The 21214-nt window shown below is 39.1% G+C and carries 16 protein-coding genes; 7 read left to right on the top strand and 9 right to left on the bottom strand.

Annotated elements, in window-relative coordinates:
• Positions 1 to 2: 2 nt before the first annotated feature.
• Positions 3 to 605 carry a TlpA family protein disulfide reductase gene (locus tag ACN1CD_RS18155; RefSeq protein WP_419131838.1) on the bottom strand — a complete coding sequence of 201 codons (603 nt, stop codon included), beginning with the start codon at positions 603 to 605 and terminating at the stop codon, positions 3 to 5.
• 2023 nt (positions 606 to 2628) lie between these two features.
• Here ACN1CD_RS18155 and ACN1CD_RS18150 point away from each other — a divergent pair.
• From ACN1CD_RS18150 to ACN1CD_RS18140, 3 genes are all read left to right on the top strand, one after another.
• Positions 2629 to 2979 (top strand): hypothetical protein, encoded by a 351-nt coding sequence (locus ACN1CD_RS18150; protein WP_419131836.1) that lies wholly within the window; start codon positions 2629 to 2631, stop codon positions 2977 to 2979.
• 2 nt (positions 2980 to 2981) lie between these two features.
• Positions 2982 to 3986: a type II toxin-antitoxin system antitoxin SocA domain-containing protein gene (locus ACN1CD_RS18145; RefSeq protein ID WP_419131835.1), complete on the top strand. Its 1005-nt coding sequence runs from the start codon at positions 2982 to 2984 to the stop codon at positions 3984 to 3986.
• Between the two features lie 198 nt (positions 3987 to 4184).
• Positions 4185 to 4925, top strand: a complete 741-nt coding sequence (locus tag ACN1CD_RS18140) for a LytR/AlgR family response regulator transcription factor (RefSeq protein WP_419131833.1) — start codon at positions 4185 to 4187, stop codon at positions 4923 to 4925.
• 2 nt (positions 4926 to 4927) lie between these two features.
• Here ACN1CD_RS18140 and ACN1CD_RS18135 read toward each other — a convergent pair whose 3' ends face one another.
• The gene (locus tag ACN1CD_RS18135; protein WP_419131831.1) at positions 4928 to 5077 is read right to left on the bottom strand and encodes a hypothetical protein; all 150 of its coding nucleotides are present in this window, start codon (positions 5075 to 5077) and stop codon (positions 4928 to 4930) included.
• 95 nt (positions 5078 to 5172) lie between these two features.
• On the opposite strand from ACN1CD_RS18135, the gene ACN1CD_RS18130 reads away from it, so the two are divergent.
• Complete coding sequence (locus ACN1CD_RS18130) at positions 5173 to 6288, top strand: sensor histidine kinase (protein ID WP_419131829.1); 1116 nt, start codon at positions 5173 to 5175, stop codon at positions 6286 to 6288.
• A gap of 268 nt (positions 6289 to 6556) precedes the next feature.
• Here ACN1CD_RS18130 and ACN1CD_RS18125 read toward each other — a convergent pair whose 3' ends face one another.
• The 7 genes from ACN1CD_RS18125 to ACN1CD_RS18095 all read right to left on the bottom strand — a co-directional run bounded on the left by ACN1CD_RS18125 (position 6557) and on the right by ACN1CD_RS18095 (position 17406).
• Positions 6557 to 7690 (bottom strand): DEAD/DEAH box helicase, encoded by a 1134-nt coding sequence (locus ACN1CD_RS18125; protein ID WP_419131827.1) that lies wholly within the window; start codon positions 7688 to 7690, stop codon positions 6557 to 6559.
• A 162-nt stretch (positions 7691 to 7852) separates the two neighbouring features.
• Entirely contained in the window at positions 7853 to 9025 is a 1173-nt protein-coding gene (locus ACN1CD_RS18120; RefSeq protein ID WP_419131825.1) for a CehA/McbA family metallohydrolase, read from the bottom strand.
• Positions 9026 to 9102: 77 nt separating this feature from the next.
• The gene (locus ACN1CD_RS18115; protein ID WP_419131823.1) at positions 9103 to 10506 is read right to left on the bottom strand and encodes an alkaline phosphatase; all 1404 of its coding nucleotides are present in this window, start codon (positions 10504 to 10506) and stop codon (positions 9103 to 9105) included.
• A gap of 16 nt (positions 10507 to 10522) precedes the next feature.
• Positions 10523 to 11581 (bottom strand): phosphatidylinositol-specific phospholipase C1-like protein, encoded by a 1059-nt coding sequence (locus tag ACN1CD_RS18110; RefSeq protein ID WP_419131822.1) that lies wholly within the window; start codon positions 11579 to 11581, stop codon positions 10523 to 10525.
• A gap of 20 nt (positions 11582 to 11601) precedes the next feature.
• Complete coding sequence (locus ACN1CD_RS18105; RefSeq protein WP_419131820.1) at positions 11602 to 13191, bottom strand: RagB/SusD family nutrient uptake outer membrane protein; 1590 nt, start codon at positions 13189 to 13191, stop codon at positions 11602 to 11604.
• Between the two features lie 13 nt (positions 13192 to 13204).
• Positions 13205 to 16192, bottom strand: coding sequence for a SusC/RagA family TonB-linked outer membrane protein (locus ACN1CD_RS18100; RefSeq protein WP_419131818.1), 2988 nt, complete (start codon positions 16190 to 16192; stop codon positions 13205 to 13207).
• Between the two features lie 1079 nt (positions 16193 to 17271).
• Entirely contained in the window at positions 17272 to 17406 is a 135-nt protein-coding gene (locus tag ACN1CD_RS18095) for a hypothetical protein (RefSeq protein WP_419131816.1), read from the bottom strand.
• 1151 nt (positions 17407 to 18557) lie between these two features.
• Between ACN1CD_RS18095 and ACN1CD_RS18090 the strand changes: the two genes are divergently transcribed.
• The 3 genes from ACN1CD_RS18090 to ACN1CD_RS18080 all read left to right on the top strand — a co-directional run bounded on the left by ACN1CD_RS18090 (position 18558) and on the right by ACN1CD_RS18080 (position 21200).
• Positions 18558 to 19793 (top strand): PQQ-dependent sugar dehydrogenase, encoded by a 1236-nt coding sequence (locus ACN1CD_RS18090; RefSeq protein ID WP_419131814.1) that lies wholly within the window; start codon positions 18558 to 18560, stop codon positions 19791 to 19793.
• Between the two features lie 354 nt (positions 19794 to 20147).
• Positions 20148 to 20396, top strand: a complete 249-nt coding sequence (locus tag ACN1CD_RS18085; RefSeq protein WP_419131812.1) for a hypothetical protein — start codon at positions 20148 to 20150, stop codon at positions 20394 to 20396.
• 180 nt (positions 20397 to 20576) lie between these two features.
• On the top strand, positions 20577 to 21200 hold the full coding sequence (locus tag ACN1CD_RS18080; protein ID WP_419131810.1) for a class I SAM-dependent methyltransferase: 624 nt from the start codon (positions 20577 to 20579) through the stop codon (positions 21198 to 21200).
• Positions 21201 to 21214 lie beyond the last annotated feature (14 nt).

Here is a 21214-nt window from a genome sequence, read left to right as displayed (position 1 = left end):
GCCTAATTATTTTTAGCCTTAAACGCCTCGATATTTTTCTTGCGGACATTCAGCACATCCATATGCTCCAGTAGTAATCCAACATTCTCTACCGTTAACAACTCGGCTGTGGTTACCGCACGCACGTCACCATCTGCAATCCATACATAATGCGGAAGTGCCTTATGCGGAAAAGTCCGCAGAAATACCGTATCGCCGACCACCACAGACAGCCCTGTGGAGGTAAAAGTGCCCGATCCTGATTTAAACCTGGAGATCAGTGACTCCTCCGTATCTCCGGTACCAACAGAATTGACCAGCAGCACCTTTACCTTCCCCGGAAATGCCTTCTCAATTTCCTCCAACTTGGGAAAACGCTTAATACACGAACCACACCAGGTTGCCCAGAAATCCAGGATAATCAACTTCCCTCTGTCTGAAGAAAGCACATATTCTTTCGGATTTCCCCGATCCAGCAGCGCGTGTTTAAAATCCCAGAAAGCCTTTGGAAGTTGCCCTCCCACCGGCACAGGTGCAACACTGTATTGCTCCGCAACTTGTGCAGAAACGGCACCAACAGTGCTTAATAGCACCAATAAAAAAAAGCATATATTTTTAGTCATCATTATTTGGTTAAGTCTGGTCAAACCGTATAGAAAACTGGCAAACCCTGTTTCGAAACTATATTTTAGAAGCTTCAGCTTTGCACTAAAATGCCCTTTCAGCACATGTGTATATGCCTAAAAAAGACATGACAGTCCAGTTACAGTAATGACCTATTTAAAAAATAGAGTTAGTTAATAGGTTAAGATAAAATGAAAATAGCCTGAATAGAATCATAAAAACCATTCTAATTACTGGCAGATCTGATCTGCTTATACAGGATTCTTCGGCTTTAATGCAAAAAGCCAATCGAAAAGATAATGTTCACCTATCCCCATACGCTTCCGATTGATAATTTAATTCATTTAGATTCACTGCCTCATCACAGCAGGGCAGCGACGATAAACCAATAAAGCACGCATTCACATCAGAACCACACCGAAAATCATAAATCCTGAAAACCATCCCTACACATGAAGTATGCCGGGCTGCTCTGGAACCTGATGCTACAATCGCAGCCTTGTGTTCCTTCTGCCGATTCTGAAAAGCAGTTAGCACAGCGAAAGGACTGAATAAAAAAGCCCAACAGAGAAAAAAAAGCGGCAAATAACGGAGATCAGACTTCATATTTTGGTTTACTGATTTATTAAAAGTGAACAAGAAAAAAAGCAGGGACAGCCGGAAATAAATCTTAACAGCAGCCCTGCTATTTGCTGCTACATCTTTCGCGGACGATGTTTACAGCTAAGGAAAAGTTTCATCCTGAAAAATTCTGGACATACCAATCCCCTTACGGCGAAGCCATTTATTTTTTTAAAATCAAAATTAAATCAGAGGTATTTTAAGAGGAAAACAGGATCAAACGATCCATCAAAAAAAACTTAGGGCAGGTCATCATTAAAGAACCTATTTTATTATTAACCATCAAGGTTAGCCTGCCCTAACCAAAAAATCATTCTGGATTTTTAGGCTTTAAGGCATAAAGCCAATCAAACGGACAACTTAACAGGGATTGATAAAGAAATACATGAAAAAAATTGAGCAGCAAAAAAAAGCCAGAATAAATCCCTCTTGCTTTAATGGGATTTAAATGATTAACATGACTTAGTTTTTGTTTTCTCATAACTATATGTTATGAGTCTTGGCGGAGTGAAGAGCACTATAGTAGGCTCTAAATACCGTTCTACCAGGCTTCTGACGGCCTTGCCAACGGATTTACAATAGAGCCTATAGATCTATAGTACGTACAAAAGTACGTAAATATCCCTATAGGCATTAATCTATTGTCTCGTTGGCTTCACTTGTCAGAATTTGGTAGCCGAGACTCTTTTATTAATACCTTTATATAACTCAAATGTAATAAATTATATTAAAAAATCAAAAAAAACAGGCAGTTGTTGTAATTTTATGTATGAGTAAATAGTCTACGAATACAATTATTAAGAATATCATGGCTCTAAGAATGATGCTAGGGGAATTGTTATTAAACTTCTCTATATTGGTTAACACTACTTAAAGGAGCAATAATGAATATTATCGGACTTTTTTAAGGTTATTGAGCCTATAAAAGTTTTAAACATTGTGCAGCAATTTCCCAATACAGATCGAATGCTTCTTATCAGTCATTGAATCACTTATAGGTATAATTGTTTGAGATGATAAATTCCATCTATTGGTTGGTTTCTTAATATCAGAAAACTCATGCCTATAAATTCAATAGTATTAGCAGATTGACGAAATAAAATTTAGACTGGTTAGTGAGATACCAACCTGTAGGTTAGTTGACAATTACTCTAACTGTTGATTGATCGACATTGTCCCTTACAATCCGATTGCTCTCTTCCCTGACCATACAATCCTATAAAATCGAATAACATAACTGCATATATAAAACTTTAAAGTTTATTTATTAAAATAATTATCAAAATAATACAACTAATTCGTTTTTATTATACCTTTGTGAATAGATATTCCATATATTGATTGGTGTCTCATAAACCGAAAAAATACAGTTTAACTTTATGTCAATACCGCAGATACACTAATTTGGCTACTAAGAACGAAACAGAAGCATTTCTGAATGATTTCAAAACGAAGTCCAAAATATTTGGTATCCTTTTTCGTGATGCAAGACAAAAAAACACCCAGGCATTGTTAGACCTGGAACTAACCGGGCAGAAGCGCAAGGAGATTGTTGAATCAATTACAATAAAAGATTATAGCGAGGGGCCGAATGACGATGTGCTGCACGGAATAGCCAGCATGTGGGTATTCGGAAAAAAACATAAGAGCGTAGAAATATATATTAAGATATCCATGGGAATGCAAGATGATCCAGCAATCTGTATCTCCTTCCATCCAGCTGAACACCCCATGATATATCCATTAAACCAATAAAAATGAAAAGTCCTTTCAGTCAGAAAACGATGCCCGTAAAGCACAAAGAATTTAATTTCACCTTCAGGAAAGAACAGTTCACTATTAGATACCATTATTATTACTGTAGCCAAACCGATGAAGAATTTACTGACGATAGACTGGATGAGATCAATATCAGTCAGGTTTACAATCAGTATCGTGAAAAGTACGGAGTTCCCTTCCCAGAGGAAATCTCAGCAATTAGAGAAAAATATAATGTTTCTGCCTCACGCATGTCTGAGATATTAGGGCTTGGAGCCAATACTTATAGGTTATACGAATCAGGTGAAATGCCATCGGTAGCCAATGGAAGGTTAATTCTTTCTATCGATAAACCCGAAACTTTCATTGAGCAGGTAGAGGCCAGTGCACATTTCCTTTCAGAAAAAGAGCAGCAAAAACTAATTTCCCACTCCAGAAAAATAAAAGAGGAAGAAGTTAAAAACTTTTGGGACCATATGTTCGAAGAAAAAATATTCCCTGATCACAAGCCGTCAAAATATAACGGTTATAAGATCCCTGACATGGAAAAAATATCAGAGGTCATCAGCTACTTTGGTAAAAAAGGAATAGAGCTTTACAAGACCAAACTTAATAAATTATTGTTTTATGCAGATTTCCTGTCCTATAAAAGAACAGCTTATTCTATAACCGGAATTACCTATAAGGCCATTCCGTATGGTCCGGTACCGAGCGAATACGACAAATTGTTTATTAAGCTATGCGACGATGGAAAAATCGACATCGAAACCATCCAGTTTAAGGATGGCAATTTCGGAGAGAAGATTAAGGCCGTTCAAAATAATGATGTAACCTTAAGTGATACCGAACAAGAGATCTTATCCGAAGTGGTCAAATTTTTTCAGAACAGCAATACCAAGCAAATTGTAGATATCAGCCATAGTGAGCCTGCATGGAAAGAAAATGAATCTGATAGGTCTGCTATTAACTACCAGAAATATGCTTTTGATCTGATAGCACTTTAATATATAACCTTCGGTAAAAAAATAGATTGCTGCAGCAATTTATTTTAAGTATGTCTCCTAGAAGTACTGAAACAAACCCATATTGAAGAATTTCCTTTAAAAAGGGATACCCTGAATAATGCCCGATTAGCCAATTAATTTAAAAAATATTCCTAATAAGAATATTTTAATTAAATTGCTTTGTCTAATCCAGGTATCATGAAAAATTTAATCTCTTGCATCATCATTGATGACGATCCAACAGCAATCCGCATTCTGGAACATCATATTGCGGAGATTCCTAGATTAAAAGTTAACAAAACCTATACCAAAGCCGTGGAGGCACTTTCTGACATTAGCAGAGAGCAGAACAAACAACTTATCTTTATGGACATAGATATGCCATCTATGTCTGGACTTAGGCTTGCAGACAATCTTAAGCATAAATGTCACAACATCATTTTTACCACCTCTTATCCTGAATATGCTATGGAAGCCTTCAAAGTAAGGGCTAAGCATTACCTATTAAAACCCTTTAATATTGGTGAATTTGCAGAAGTGGTAAACGAGGTTGTGACAGAGTATTATGATGCCCAAAACGTAGTTAGTGAAACCGATAAGGCATTCTTCCTCAGAACCAATGGGGAACGTGGAAGACTTACCAAGATACTGAAAGCAGAAATCATCTATTTACAGGGTTCAAACAACCACGTCCATATTTACACCTTTAACAACAACTATTCGGTATATATGACCATTAAGGAAATGGAAGAAAGGCTAAATGAAAATAAACACTTTTATCGGGTACACAAATCATATATGATTAACACTGCATTTGTAAAAGAAATCAATGGACACAAGGTAGATCTTGGGAAATACGAGGTGATCATGAGTCCGCAATACAAAACAGCATTTATGGAATATGTAGGCCAGCACATCCTGACTTCCAAAAGGCTTTAACACTAACTACCTTCTGGTGAGTGGGTGGTCATCGTTGTTACAACTGTCATTGTACTGGTTGTAGGGTCGGTTTTGATAGCCAGTTTAGTTCTGTTTGAGCGAAAAACAAATGCTGTTTTTCTGCTTTTTTTTAAGTCGATAATTCTTTTCATGAAAGAAACTTAGCCCTATGAAAAACCTAAAAAGACCAACTTACGCCAAGCAAGTTTTGACTGATGTAAAGCAAAATTTTAACTCAAAAAATAAAATGAAAAATTGGCTAAAACACTATCAGTGGCACATCATTTCCTGGTTGATTTTTATCATTTATGAATATCTTTTGGTTGCACAGGTTCTGGATATAAATGAACCACTATTAGTGTATTGCATCCACTATGTGATCAACATTTCTTTATTTTATATCCATTCAGATTTTACACTCAATAAGTCTTTAGCCGGGCACAAACCAGACTACTTCAAACTGATGGCGCTTATTATAACTGAAATCTGCGCCTTTACCTTCATATCATACCTGGCTGATCAGGTTATTCCAAGATCAAATACTCCTATTAATCTGATCAGTATGGTGATAGACTGGAAATTTGTATTCGGGGCTTTGTGGAGAGGCATATATTTTATCCTGTTTGCAACTGCCTATTACTTCGTAAAGCGATACATTCATCAAAAACAACTAACCGCAGCGCTGGAAAAAGAAGCCATTAAAAAAGAGTTGGAAGAGAAACAAATTGCAATTGAACTCTCGGATGCTAAAAACTCATATTTAAAAGCCCAAATAAACCCACACTTTCTATTCAACACCTTAACCTATATTTATAATAGTACCCATAAATCCGAACCAAGAGCTGCCGAGGCAGTTCGGTATCTGTCCAAATTGATGAGGTATGCACTGGAATGTGAACATGGGCCGAATATCATGAACCTGGAGGCAGAAATTCTACAAGTGGAAAACTTACTGCAACTTACCAGAATCAAACAACCGGACCTGTACATTAACTTTCATTACGATAACGGAATAGAGCAAACGAAAATAATCCCATTGGTGCTATTAACCCTAACAGAAAATATGGTCAAACACGGAAATCTAAGCATGCCAGATGATCCGGGAAAGATAGACCTTAACCTTAATGACGGGCTATTCACCATCAAAACCGCCAATTTGATCAACACAGGCCTGAACGATACCGGATTTCATACTGGCCTGAACAATATCAAACAGAGATTGCTGCATAATTATGGTAACAGCGCTGAAATTACTTATGGAATAAAGAACGAGTATTTTCAAGTCCTGATTAAAATCGAACTGCATTCTGCAATCGCGAATGGAGCAGATCAGCCACCGCTGCATTCATCAGTAACAGATTGATGAGATAAATTAGAATGATTGGTGTGACACCAAAATGTAGGTTAATAATTTCCCGCAGAAACAAAGGTTAAAATCCGCGATGATCATTTTAATCTGCGCGACAAACGGATCTAGTTGAATTGCTGGGAGATAAGTATTTTAGGCATCTATACTTATGCTGGTTAGTGAGCCACCAACCAGTGGGTTAATGGAGAATGTATTTGACAACTTTACTATCAAATATTATCAGTTAGGCTTTTAAGAATCAAAAATGTCTTGGTTTTATGTTTTATTTCTGCAAGTTGCCACTATCAATCAATTTCACCTCCTTACCCATCTTCTTTTGTATTACTCCAAAATGATGTAATTCATCCGGGCTAACCAGAGAAATAGCCTCTCCTGAACTACCCGAACGGCCGGTTCTACCAATCCGGTGGATATAATCTTTGGGCGACCTCGGTAATTCATAATTAATAACAAAAGGAAGTTCATTAATATCAATCCCTCTTCCCATTAAATCTGTGGCAACCAATATTCTAAGCTTACCAGATTTAAAAAGATATAAAGTTTCGGTCCTTGCCCCCTGGCTCTTTTTGCTGTGAATTGCTTTTGCATCAAAGTTATTTTTACGGAGTTTGTTTACAATAGCATCTGCAGTATGAACAGAGGATGCGAATATCAGTACTTGTTTCATCTCATGATGGTTGATTAAATACCTTAAAAAAGGGCCTTTCTTTTCATCAGAAACGATGTAAGCCACCTGATTGATTTGTTCGAGAGAATCTTCCTGGGCTTCGACAACAACAACGAGCGGATCATGCAATAAAACCTGGTGAATCAATTGAAGATCTGCATTTAACGTAGCAGACAATAAGATGTTTTGGCGTTTAACAGGCAAAAGGGAAATGATTTTATCAACCTCCTCTTTAAACCCTAAGTTTAGCATCTTATCGGCTTCATCCAACACTAAAGTCTCGATACTACTTAAGTGTACAGCATTTGAATCCAACAAATCCAACAACCTGCCTGGGGTAGCAATAAGTACATTTACCCCTTGAAGTGAAGTCATCTGTGGATTTATAGAAACACCACCGTATACTGCTGATATTTTTACAGGCGTAGAAAGTCCCCGGCTAAAAGTCTGGAAAACGGCTTTAACCTGTTCAGCCAATTCTCTTGTAGGAACCAAAACCAGTACATTAACATGCCTGTTTTGAAGCTTAACAGCTTTTTGTAAATTCATTAATATTGGCAGCACATAGCTGGCCGTTTTTCCTGAGCCTGTTTTTGCAATGCCTAAAACATCTTTACCTTCTAAAATGGCGGGTATAGCTTTTTCCTGAATTGGTGTTGGAACAGTGAAATGCTGATTTGATAATATTTTTAATAAATCTGGTGATAAACCCAGGGTGGAAAATGGCATATTATTGATTTTCGATAAAAATAAGCAAAAATCGTTATCACAACATCTTAACTGTTATCATTTCAATAAAATATTGCTTTAAGTAAGGAACGCACCGATGCTATTTCCATGTTATCATTTCCTATCAGATAAGAGATTAACAGAACCTAATCAATTCTTATGTTAAAACTTCGGATCGAAATTAAAGTAAATTGGATTTGACAGGCTAACCATCTTTTCACTTACCGCCATAGATTTTGGAACCTGCGGATAATCAGTAATCTTGCCTTCTACCATTACGCGATAGTATGTTCGCCCTTTTAAATCGGGCGTATCTACAAAGGTAACTACCGGAACTTCGCTCTTAACCTGGTAGGTATTTAACTTTCTTCCATTTTTAATTACCGTAACGGTATAAGTTTCATTAGGTAATGGATTGTTCATTAACTGCACCTGGAATTTTACTGGTTTCCCTGTAGAAATGGCATTATCGCCCATCATCATCCCAAATTTACCTGTTCCATTAACATCTGCATAAAGCTCCACGCGTGGTGAAAAGGGATTTGCACTTACGGCAACTTTTCCATGGCTTAATGCATCTACAATTGCTTGCAAACTGCGCTCTTTTGCAAATACCCATGTTGTTGGTGTGCCAATATAATTATAGGCTGCCTGATAAGTATTTTCGCTGGGTTTTTCTGAAGCAGTTGGCGTTCCATGATGGGCATCGCTACCTCCTCTACCCGTCATCATTCTGCCAGAAGAAAGCATGTCATCCCAAATCATGATGGCATTTGCATTTTTGGGCCATACGGCAGAATTCCATACTTCGATTGATTGTACCAGATCATATGAAAATCCAAAGTTGTCCTTACCGCTTGGGTGGTTGGCTGACAAATGAATATTCAGCTGTTTTTTAACCTTCCCAATATTTACATCGCGTTGGTCTCTTACATCAAACAAACGTTGGTGATCGTATGGTTTCGCAGAAAACACATTCCCGTGGCCCCTGGTGGTAGTCCACTCGGCACCGTAAAGCAGCAGTAAAGAATCTGACTTAAACTCAGGGTCTGTCCAGGTATGGTGTGCAACATCTCCATTTACATGGTTATCATGATCGGTGATACACAAATAATCCATTTTTACAGATTTTGAAAAGTTAATGATTTTCGCAATCGAGTTGTTTGAAGATTCCGTGCTGTGTCTCGAATGAACATGCAAATCGCCTTTTAACCATACGCCTGAACCATTTTCAATAACTTTAGGCGAATTATTATCTTGTCCGTAGCTATGGTGAAGGTTTAAGAATGAAGTAAGAAAAACTGTTAATAGAAAATATTTTAAATTGTAATTCATGATAATTTTTTTCTGGAAAACGGATATAAAAAAATGCCTGCGAAAAACAGGCATTTAATGATTTGTTGTGGTTAAGATTAAACTTTCACTAAAAATGTTTCAGGCATTTCCGCTGCTTTAAGCATAAAATTATGCAGCTCATAATTTTTAACAAAAGGTTTAAGGTTTTCAGAACCCGGACCAAACATGGTTAACTCCACATAATCGCCTGTATGGTTCATTCCCGCCCATTGCACATCGGTATATTTACCAAGAATTTTTCCATACTCATAAAATGGAAGGTTCGATTCATTATAAAGCTGCCCTGGAACGATATCTTTAAAATGTACCAGCAACGACTTCACGTCATCTGCCTTCATTTCAAAACCTTGATTTTCTTTGATCAGATCAATAATCTTTTGCTCACTGAATGATTGGTTTAGCTGTGCTAAAAGCCAGGTATTGCTATGTTTAAAATTTTGCAGGGTATCGAATTTTTTATTGGCTTCATCAGCATAAAATAAACCCGGGTTGGCATTGCCATGATCTGTGGTAATGATTACCAATGTTTCGCCATCTTTTTCAGCAAATTCAATTACTTTTCCAACTGCTTCATCAAAAGCCAGCTGATCAAAAATTAACCCGCTTAAATCATTAGAATGTGCAGCCCAGTCTACTTTTCCTCCTTCTACCTGTAGTGCAAAACCAGCTTTATTATTTTTCATCAATTCGATGGCCTTCACCGTCATCTCTGCTAATGTTGGGGTACTTTTAGTCAATTCCTGATCGTGTTGACGATCCACCTCATAAGGCATTCCATCTTCAGCAAACAGGCCTAAAACCGGCTTAGACGAATCTAAGGCAAGCATTTCTGAACGATTTTCTGCAACTTTATATCCTTGGGTTAGATATTTCGGAATCAAGTTTCCACCTGCTCTTTTATCACCAAAATATTTATGTCCGCCGCCCATCATCACGTCAAACTTAAGTCCGAGATACATTTCGGCAATAATATCCTGTCCGCCACGATTATCAATATTAATACAGAAACCAGCTGGTGTTGCATGGGTAATTGGAACGGTGGTAACGCAGCCTACTTTTTTTCCACTTTCTTTAAATTTCTGTAAAATAGGTTGAGGTTTTTCACCTTTCATACCCACATTAAGTGATCCGTTTTTTACTCGCATGCCTCCACCCCATGATGAACTTGCAGCCGCAGAGTCGGTTACCATCGAACTGGCCGAAGCGGTATCCATCAGCGCTCTTACAGCTTTGTTATCGCGGTATAAGCCCAACCATTTACTGCTTTTGCCGAATGTACGGTTGGCATATAAATCGGCCATATTCAGCGTCCCGATACTCATCCCGTCGCTCACCATCATGATGATATTTTTGGCTTTTTTACCGCTAATTAAGGGTTTAGCCATCACCTCTTTCAAGCCTATAAATGGTAAGCCTAAACCGGTTAATAAACCTCCTTTTAATAATGATCTTCTGTTCATATCTTCTCTTGCTTTTTTAAAATAAAGGATTTCTTCTAAAGTATTTTCCTCCCGGAAAGCTGATCGCGTATGTAGAATTAAAATGTGTACTCTTTTGATAAAAATCTGTAGTAATGATCTGAGCACCGGATTTACATGCTGCGTCAAAGTCGCTATAGTCATTATTCCGGGCTTGCTTGGTATCCGCATCTGCCCGGGTTCTGATGATGTATCCCTTCTTTACCAGTGTTGGAATTTGAACATCATTTGGATTATTCCTGATCATTAGTGCGGCTTCAGGTGTTCCGGCATCAGCATTGGCAAACATTACCCGCCCTGCTAATGATGGATGGCTTTCCATATATGCCGAACGTTTTCTACCTGTAGCATCCAGCACAAAAATAAATTTACCCTTTGCACTACTTAACTTAGGCCAATTCTGGTGTAACACCGCATTTTCCAAAGTTTTATACTTTCCCTTAACCTCATCAGGAGTAATCAAATGTTTTTTACCCAGGTTCTCCAGAATAACGGCATCCAGCTGATCAAATACTTTACTTGTAAAAATTTCAGGTTGCGTAATGCCTTTGCGTTTTATAGAATCATCTTTAGCTTCGAGGGTGATGAAGACAGGTGTGTGTTCGGGATTAGCTTCCGACCATTTTTTAAGTTGCTTTAAGGCAGACACAAAGGTTAAAGCAGAAGATCTGAAATCCAAATCAGGCACATGCAGCACCTTAAAACCAGGTTGATTCATTTCACCATCTTTATCAAATTCAGGTTGATCTTTAAACTGTTCTAAACCCCCTGGATGCGCATACTTACCGCCTTTCTCATCCGCATAAACATCTATCTCAAGGTTACGCAGGCCAAGATCCAGTTGTGCAGGCATCGGAATATGTTCATAATCGAGACTTTTTGCGGCTGCTGAATCAGAATTGGCAAACATTTTAAATAAACCAGGATTAATGGCTTGTTTATAACTGTTATGAGAACCGATTACCTGGATTTGATTAATAGGTAAATCTTCTTTTTTAATAACTAAGGCTATTGCAGGCAAAACCGCCAATAAACCAACACAGGTAATCAGTTTCATATTTTGTAATTGATCAATAATTAGTAACCAGGATTTTGTTTCAAATTAGCATTTAGCTTCAATTCATTCGCCGGAATCGGGTAAATTCTTCTGGTTAAATCTTTATTCATGGTCAACACATCGTTTGGAAGTGGGTATTCTGTTTCGAATTGTCCGAAACGGATCAAATCATTTCTTCTCCAGGCTTCCCAGCTAAACTCACGTGCACGCTCATCAAGCAATGTATTTAGTGTTACTGTTGTGGCAGCTGGCGCGCCAACACGGCTTCTAATTTTATTAACCAGTACAAGTGGTATTTGTAATTCGCCATTTACGGTGGTGGCCGTTGCACCTCTTAAAATTGCTTCTGCTTTCATTAACATTACATCGGCTAAACGTAAAACCGGCATGTCATTTCCATTTAACCTGGTAGCCTGGATCGCGTTTGCATCTGGCCAGTATTTTACAGAACGTACACCTTTTGCCTGATCGGCTACTGTGTTTCCTAAATCCATTGGTTTACCTGGTTTAAGAATTAAATCTGGCGTAATTTCGATTTGAGTGGTGGTACCTGCAACGAAAACTGGCTTAGATAAATCTGGTCTGCGACTTGCATCAGGTGCATATTGCTTACCAATTAACCAGAAGCTATTGCGAACATCGTTGGTTAAATTAAAACGGTTATAATATTCTGGCGTGGTGCTCATGGCGATACTGAATCCTACATTAATGCCGTAAGATGCGGCCAATGCCGGATAAAAACCAAACCTAGTGATCTGGTTGCCCGGAATCTGCTGATCGTAAGGAATAGCAAAGATGGTTTCGTTAATCTGTGCGCCATTATTTACATCAAAAATATCACTATACTTTGCATCTAATGAATAATTGCTGTTTTTCAAAATGTTATCAGCCATCGTTACCGCATCATTGTATCTCGGTTTTCCGGTATACACTTCTGCGTTTAAGTACATTTTTTCCAATAAAGCATAAGCCATCGCCTGTGTTGGTCTGCCATAAACCAGCACACGGTTATTGTTGTCTTTTACTGGCAATTGTGCAACAACAGCTAAAAGTTCTTTTTCAATAAACTCAAATACTTTTTCACGGGTTTGATTTCCAGGCAGTGTGCTTACCGGAAAGGCATCAATAATTGGCACGTTTCCGTACAAATCCATCATGAAGTAATAATATAATGCCCTCATGGCCCTTACTTCGGCTAAACTTGAAGTTTTAGCCGCTTCAGAAACAGCAGATTCGTTAGTAAGATTAATTAAACGGTTGCAATTGTTAATACCACCGAAACCCCACTGCCAGATATCGCGAACGTTTGGATGATCGATGGTCCAGGTGTGGTAATGAAGCTGACGATATTGACCGCCATCATCAAAATTTCCATCTCGTGCCGGGATAATTGCCGCATCGGTAGAAAGTTCCTGCATCCTCCAGTAAGGCACGCCATACTGTGAAGACAAATTAGAATACATGGTACCAAATAGTGCGGCATAATCAGCATTAGTAACCGGAAAATTATCCTTTACGTATTGCGATTCTACATCGACATCTAGCTTGCTGCATGATTCCAAAACGATCAGGCAAGCAAGGATATTAAATAGGACGATAAATTTTTTCATTTTTATATTTTGATTAGAATGATGCACTTACACCAAAGCTGAAAGTTCTTGTTTTAGGGTAAAAATTATTGTTATCAATGCCCGGAGTTAAGCCACCAATGTTAATTTCCGGATCGATACCACTGTAATTCGTAATCACAAAAAGATTATTAGCCGTTACATATAATCTAATGGCTTTAATTGATGGATTTTTAGGTCTGATCGTATAACCTACAGTTGCATTATCTAAACGCAGGTAGGAACCACTTTCCAGAAAACGATCTGAGATCAGATAAGCATTAATGTCATTGAAAGATTCGCCTAGCGTAAATCGGGGAATATTTTGCAGTTTGGCGTCAGCCGGACTATTTAAAGCTGCCGCAGTAGCATTTAAAATTTTATTACCCAATACACCGCGTACTAAGAAGTTCAAATCCCAGTTTTTGTAGTTGAAACTGTTTGACCAACCGTAAATTAATTTTGGTTGTGCATCACCCGCAATTTTTGCATCGGTGGTTAAAGGTTGTGTGGCAATGGTTTGTCCGGCAGCGTTGATGTAAGTACTTACACCTGCAGCATTTTTACCAGCGTAATTCCATAGATTAAATGTACCAAGCGCATAACCTGGTTGAATCAACTGACTGAAATTTCCAGACTGGCCTTTACCGCCCAGTTGCGCCGTTTGGATAGCGGCTATTTTATAGAAATCATCAGATAAGGTTACAATCTTATTTTTATTGGTGGCAAGGTTTGGCGAAGTTGTCCACTTGAAATTATCAGTTTTAACCGCTACTGCATTTAATGAAAACTCTACCCCAGTATTCTTAATTTTACCAACATTTGCTGTAATGGTAGGCAAGAAAAACTGGGTGGTAGAAACCTCGTAACGATCGTAAATCAGATCAGATGTTTCTTTCACATAAAAATCTACCGAACCTGTAATTCTATCACTGAATAATCCAAAATCCAAACCAATATTAGTAGTGGCTGTACTCTCCCATTTCAGGTTAGGATTTTCGTTTCTTACTGGTCCAATTGCGTTACTAATGTTCCCGTTGTTCAGGAATTTGTTACTTCCGGAAAGCGTGCCATAAATGAGTAAAGAAGAAAAGGCATCAAAACCTAAACTATTACCCGATACACCATAACCAGCACGAAGTTTTAAATCGCTGATGGCTGGAACGGCCTGCATAAAGTCTTCACCGATAATTCTCCATCCCGCAGAAACAGCTGGGAACAAACCCCATCTATTATTTCTACCAAAAGCAGAAGAACCATCATCTCTTAGCGATGCCTGAAATAAATACTTCTCATTGTAATTGTATTGAACCCTGCCATAATAAGAGATTAATCTTAAAGTAGAAATTGGGGCATTGTTAAAAGCAATTTGAGATAGTAAAGATGGATTAGAAAGGAACAGGTTGTTATAACCTAAATTATCGTTCGAAAAATTCTGCGTAGTTACACCAAAACCATCATTGGTTCTGTCTTCCTGCCAAGAATAACCACCGAGCAATTTTAAGCTGTGTTTTCCAAAGGTCTTGTCATAATTGAAGTATCCTTCTAATACCTGACTTTTGTTTAAAACGTCTATTTTTTGTGCTTGTCCATTTACTCCACGTGCCAATCCCGATTGGCTGTTTAAATAAGTGCTGTAGTTATTCTGATCTCTTTGCGACGAAACACTTGCTGTAAACTTTAATCCATCAATAATATTCAATTGAGCCATCCCGTTAATCAACGTTTTGTTGTTCAGGTTATCAATATTATTATTATCTACAATAGATAAAGGATTACGCGTACCACTACCTGTACGGTTATAGTTTTCTTTATAAGATCCATCAGCATTAAACGGACTCACGGTTGGCAAATAGAAAAGCATATTTGGCAAAGCCTGAGATTGGTAGATATCTGAACTTTTGGAATTGCTATTGGTAATGGTCAAACCCAGTTTTAACCTGTCGTTAAAAAACTTTTCGTTCAGGTATGCCCGCACCACTGTTCTTTTTAACGATGTATTTTTTAAGATCCCTTTGTTATCCAGGTAGTTTACGCTGGCGCCATAATCTGAAGACTGCCCCGAACCTCCATATGAAAGGTTATGATTTTGAGAATAGCCTGTTTTTTCCAATAACGATTGCCAGTTGGTATCAGAGCCATCATCATCAATCGGGTTTAAAGTCTGTTTATTATCAGCCAGATATTGCCTTAATTCCGGTGCAGAAAGCATATCGTATTTTTTCGATACCTTTTCTACCGCAGCATAACCACTGTAAGATAAGCGCGCCTGACCGTTTTTAGATCTTTTTGTTGTTACGATGATCACTCCATTTGCTGCTCTTGAACCATAAATTGCCGTTGAGGATGCATCCTTTAAAATATCTATGTTTTCGATATCAGATGGTGCAAGTAAATCAATAGAAGCACCCGGAACACCATCAATTACATAAAATGGCTCTTGTGCTGCACCTTCTCTTAAGGTAGATGGACCACGTAAAATGGTAGATGGCCTTGCATTTGGGTCGCCACTTTTCGTTACGTTTAAACCAGCAACTTTACCTTGTAAAAGTTGTGCCGGATTAACCATTACACCCTGATTAAACTCTTCCGATTTAATGGAAGTTACCGCACCAGTTAAATCTTTTTTATTTGCAGTTCCGTAACCAATTACCACCACATCTTTAAGCGTTTGATTATCAGGCATTAATGTAATGTTGATGCTGGTTTGGCTACCTATAATAACCTCTTTAGTAACACTTCCAAGCAAAGAATATACAAGTACGTCGCCACTTTTAACCTGAATGCGGTATACACCATCTGAATCGGTTGATGTTCCGCCCTGGCTTCCTTTAATTCTAATGGTGGCGCCTGGAACCGGTTGATTGGTTTCATCGATCACTTTACCTGTTAAGGTTTTAATGTTTTGAGCAAACACATTAAGTGAAATGAGCATCAGGAATACGGCAAGACTTTGCCATTTTCCGATCAAAGACAAATAATTGAATTTGTAATTTTGTTTCATGAATGATTGGTTATGATTGTTTGGAATACATTATTCAGCCGCCTCCAATGGGTGCTTTAAATGTGCCACAAAGATGTAGCCGCAGGGTTAGGAATTTGGTCAGCTAGCATTATCAAATTGTTAAAATAGCTACTGCTATTTAAATAGAATATTAAGCAATCTGCTTATTTACAAAAAAAATAGCCACGGAAATACAAAAACCATGGAGCGGAAAAACGCCCCTATCCGCCTATCGGCACCTTTCCCCTGATGGGGGGAAGGGCGTAGAAAAAAATATTCAACACACCTCGCGATCGGCACCTACTATTTCCACCCTGCAATCTGCATCCTGCTATCCGGCCTAGGAGATGATGGAAGGAGAAGCCGTTGAAATTTTTGTACCTACGTTCAAATCCCCCACAACCCAAGGTAGCGCGAACGGCTCCTTAAATAAATACTTTATTACAGACCAAATCGAGCCCTTGCGCTACCGCCTTTTAAATTTCGATGCGCTAATCCGACATCAGATCCAAGCCTTGATTTTTTTGTTACTTTTTTGATCAAGCAAAAAAGTAAGAGCCCTTCGGCGGCTAGCCGAGGAAGCCAGCGCAGCGGAAAAGATGGCCCCTATCCGCTTAACGGCACCTTTCCCCTGAAGGGGGAAGGGCGCAAGAAAAAAGCATTTATCATACCTAGCAATCTGCACCTTTCTATTTCCGCCCTGCTATCCGGCCTAGGAGATGATGGAAGGAGAAGCCGTTGAAATTTTTGCACCCACGTTCAAATACCCCAAACCCAAGGTAGCGTGAACGGCTCCTAAAAATAAAATCTTTATTACAAGTCAAATTGAGCCCTTGCGCTACCGCCTTTTAAATTTCGACGCGCTAATCCGACATCAGATCCAAGCCTTGATTTTTGTTAAACTTTTTATCAAGAAAAAGTTTAGAGCCCTTCGGCGGCCAGCCGAGGAAAGCCAGCGCAGCGGAAAAATAGCCCCTATCCGCCTGTCGGCACCTTTCCCCGGGAGGGAAAGGGCGCAAGAAAAAAGCATTCTTCGCAACCTGCAATTGGCACCTACTATTTCCATCCTGTAATCCGGCCTAGGAGATGATGGAAGGAGAAGCCGTTGAAATTTTTGCACCCACGTTCAAATACCCCAAACCCAAGGTAGCGCGAACGGCTCCTAAAAACAAATCTTCATTAAAAGCCAAATCGAGCCCTTGTGCTACCGCCATTTAAATTTCGACGAGCTAATCCGACATCAGGTCCAAGCCTTGGGTTTTTGTTACTTTTGGGCCAAGCCAAAAGTAAAAGCCCTTCGGCGGCTAGCCGAGGCAAGCCAAAGTGATGGTAAAATGGTTGGTGAGCCACCAAACCATGGGTTCTTTGATGCAAATCGCAATACAAAATGCAAAAATGGTTGATAACACCAAACGAAGAAGCTGGTTAATAATCAATTACAGAATCAAGCGATTGAAAAATCAGTAATATTAAAGCATAGGTCCTGAATCATGTTCAGGATGACGACCGCTTTAACCCACCGTTTATGCGATATCCTAAAACCTATATTCGTATTAAGAAACATAACAAATCTAATGAAGCTGTCTAAATTTCATGAGTGAAAATCAACTTGCGAAGTTTTCGTGGCCTTTGTTGTGGGAAATACTTCGAAAGTTTTATGGTAATCTCATCAAAACTTACGAAATTCTTCAGCACACAGGCTTTTGAAATTTCGTAAGTTAATAAATTATAATTTTTAGACAGCTTCTAATAAAGCACCCTGCTATTTCCGGCCTAGGAGATGATGGAAAGAGAAGCCGTTGAAATTTTTGTACCCACGTTCAAATCCCCCACAACCCAAGGTAGCGCGAACGGCTCCTAAAATAAATACTTTATTACAGACCAAATCGAGCCCTTGCGCTACCGCCATTTAAATTTCGACGAGCTAATCCAACATCAGATCCAAGCCTTGATTTTTTTGTTACTTTTTTGATCAAGCAAAAAAGTAAGAGCCCTTCGGAGGCTAGCCGAGGCAAGCCAGCGCAGCGGAAAAGGCCCTGAATCAAGTTCAGGAAGACGATCATTTAATTTATAAGGTTTTGTTTAGAATGAAGTCAGTAGATAAAAACACAGGGATTCTTCGTGCCTCAGGATGACAGCAAAATGTTCATTGATGACAAACGCATTATAACACAAAATGGTTGGTGAGCCACCAAACCATGGGTTCATTGATGGCAAACGCATTAAAACACAAAATGACTGGTGAGCCACCATACAATAGATTCTTTAATAAGAAACACAATTTGACCTCACTAAATTAAAAAACGAAAGTCAGTTTAAACTGTTAATCAGTTAGTAAACAATCGGAAACCTAAAAATCACTACCATGAAAAACAAGCTTAACCTGATTATTATTGCCAGCTGTATGCTAATGGCAACTGCCTGTTCAAAAGGCGAAATCGTTGATACAGATCCCGAAATCGACCCGATCAGCGGACCCGGAGTAGAAACAAACCCACCCAATACCACTTATGCTCCCGCCTTCGCTGGTCAAACCAGAATTTCAGCGGCACGTACCAATACCGCCTTTCAAGGCATTGCCATCGCTACTACATTAGCCGCACCTTGGGGAATCACCGCATTACCCGATGGAAGACTGCTGATTACACAAAAGGCCGGCACCATGCGCATTGCAACCACAAGCGGCACACTAAGCAACCCCATTACAGGTCTACCAGCAGTAAACGCTAACGGACAAGGCGGCTTGCTTGGGCTCTGCATCGATCCACAGTTTAGCAGCAACAGAATGGTATACTGGGTATTTTCAGAGAATGTAGCTGGCGGTACACAAACCTCTGTTGCTAAAGGAAGGCTCGCACAAAATGAACTGACCATCGAAAACCCAACAGTTATTTATCGTGCCGGCCCGGCCTATAACGGTACCCTACATTATGGTGGGCGGATCTTGTTTGACCGTACCGGAAATTTGATTGTAAGTACAGGCGAACGCTCAGACCTGGCCACCAGGCCCCTAGCGCAATCCATTACCGCAGGCCTTGGCAAAGTTATCCGTATTAATACCAGCGGACAGCCAGCTACAGGAAACCCTACCTTTACTACAAGTGGCGCACTGCCAGAACTTTATAGCATCGGCCATAGGAACCCGCAAGGCCTTGCCCTGCATCCCGTAACCGGAGAAATCTGGCAAAGTGAACATGGACCACGCGGAGGTGATGAACTTAACCGGTTACAAGGTGGCCGAAACTACGGATGGCCAACCATTACATACGGAATAGAATACGGTGGTGCCGCAATTGGTTCTGCCATTCAGCAACAGAACGGACTCGAACAACCAACTTATTATTGGGATCCGGTAATATCACCTAGCGGCATGACTTTTTACAGCGGAAACCGCATTTCCGAATGGCAAAACAACCTTTTCATTGCCTCACTTAGTGCAACCCATATTGCAAGGCTCATTATCGTGAACAATCGAGTAATTGGAGAAGAAAGGCTTCTGGCCAGTGAAGGGCAACGTTTCAGAGACATTACACAAGGTACAGACAATGCACTTTATGCTGTTACCGATGCGGGTCGGTTATATCGCATCGACCGACCATAATTATAGCATACTCAGTTCGTAAATTTAAAAGCGCACAATGGATACTAACCATCCCTGTGCGCTTTTTTCAATTAGAGAAAAATCTACACCCTCTCCCTGTTTGGAGAGAACCCACAAACCCTCTTCTGATAATACCTGTAGTCAATTTACCTTCGCAATAAATAGAAGTAAATGATACTATTATCATTTGCAAATTTCAGTCATCAAGGCACATGGTGAAGAATTAAGTGGTAAAACAAATTTCATTTCAATGAGTACATGGTGATCTTGGCCTTAATGATTAAATTCGCCGCCGAATTAAGCATCGCCTATCTGATGCGCAGCAATTAAATCAAACCACAAAAAGTAAATACAATGGAGGAAAACGACTTTGTTTCCATCTGGCTGGAGGAAACCGGAAATCCCGCTATAGAAGAATTAACACAACGTAACCTGAATCTCGCCGATAAAACGGCAACGATCTTATTAGAAAAAAAGATCGACTTAAATGATCTTGCCATTCCCCTGGACATTAATCCAGATGAGCTAAACAGATGGCTTCAAGGCAGGCATTCTTTCAGTCCTAAAGTGTTGACAGAGATAGCAGCATTGATTAACGAGTAAACTTTAATTATTTTAGTATAGCTAAAATGGCAGTATAATTTCCTTTTGGAACGTATTTGAGAGCTGAATTAAGTTAATTTGATAAAAGCTACAATCAATCGATCTATTAGCAGATAATTTTATATTAATGAACATAAAATATCCAAATGTTTCAATATATTCGGCTGATTTATAGCAGATATGGTTACAGCAGAAAAAGTTTATTATTATTTCAGACAGAAATTCATCAGAAAGTTTTTATACAGGTTTGGAATCGGTAGTCCGGTGGGCAGAAATGTTTGGGAAGAACAATTTAAAAACGGGGCCTGGGATTATCTTTATTCAGATACAGAAGCACTCCACTATCAAAGTATTGTGAAGTTTTACAACCAATATGGCGCCGGCAGCGTTCTTGATGCTGGTTGCGGACAAGGTGTTTTATTCCACTACCTTAAACCATACATTAAAGGACCAGAAAATTATCTCGGCTTCGATATTGCAGAAAATGCAGTCGCTGAAGCCAGGAACAGATTCCCGCCCTATCGATTTGTACAGGCAGATTTTAACATCTCCACTCCCGATGAAAAGTTCGATGTAATCATTTTTAATGAATGCATTTACTATTTCAACAGGTTAATTGAGCAGTTGGATGCATGCTTTGCTAAAAATTTAAATCCTGGCGGCCATGTGATCATATCCATGTTTTACTACGCCGAACATGCACAACTCTGGAAAAGATTGACCGACCGTTACACTTTCCTGGCATGGGAAGAAGTACAGAATGAAAGCGGCCAGAAATGGCGGATCTGTATTTTTAAACCATAACCAAATCAGTGACA

The sequence above is a fragment of the Pedobacter sp. N23S346 genome (assembly GCF_048515415.1).
In the GTDB taxonomy this organism is placed as follows: domain Bacteria; phylum Bacteroidota; class Bacteroidia; order Sphingobacteriales; family Sphingobacteriaceae; genus Pedobacter.
This window is presented reverse-complemented; position numbering and strand designations above follow the sequence as displayed.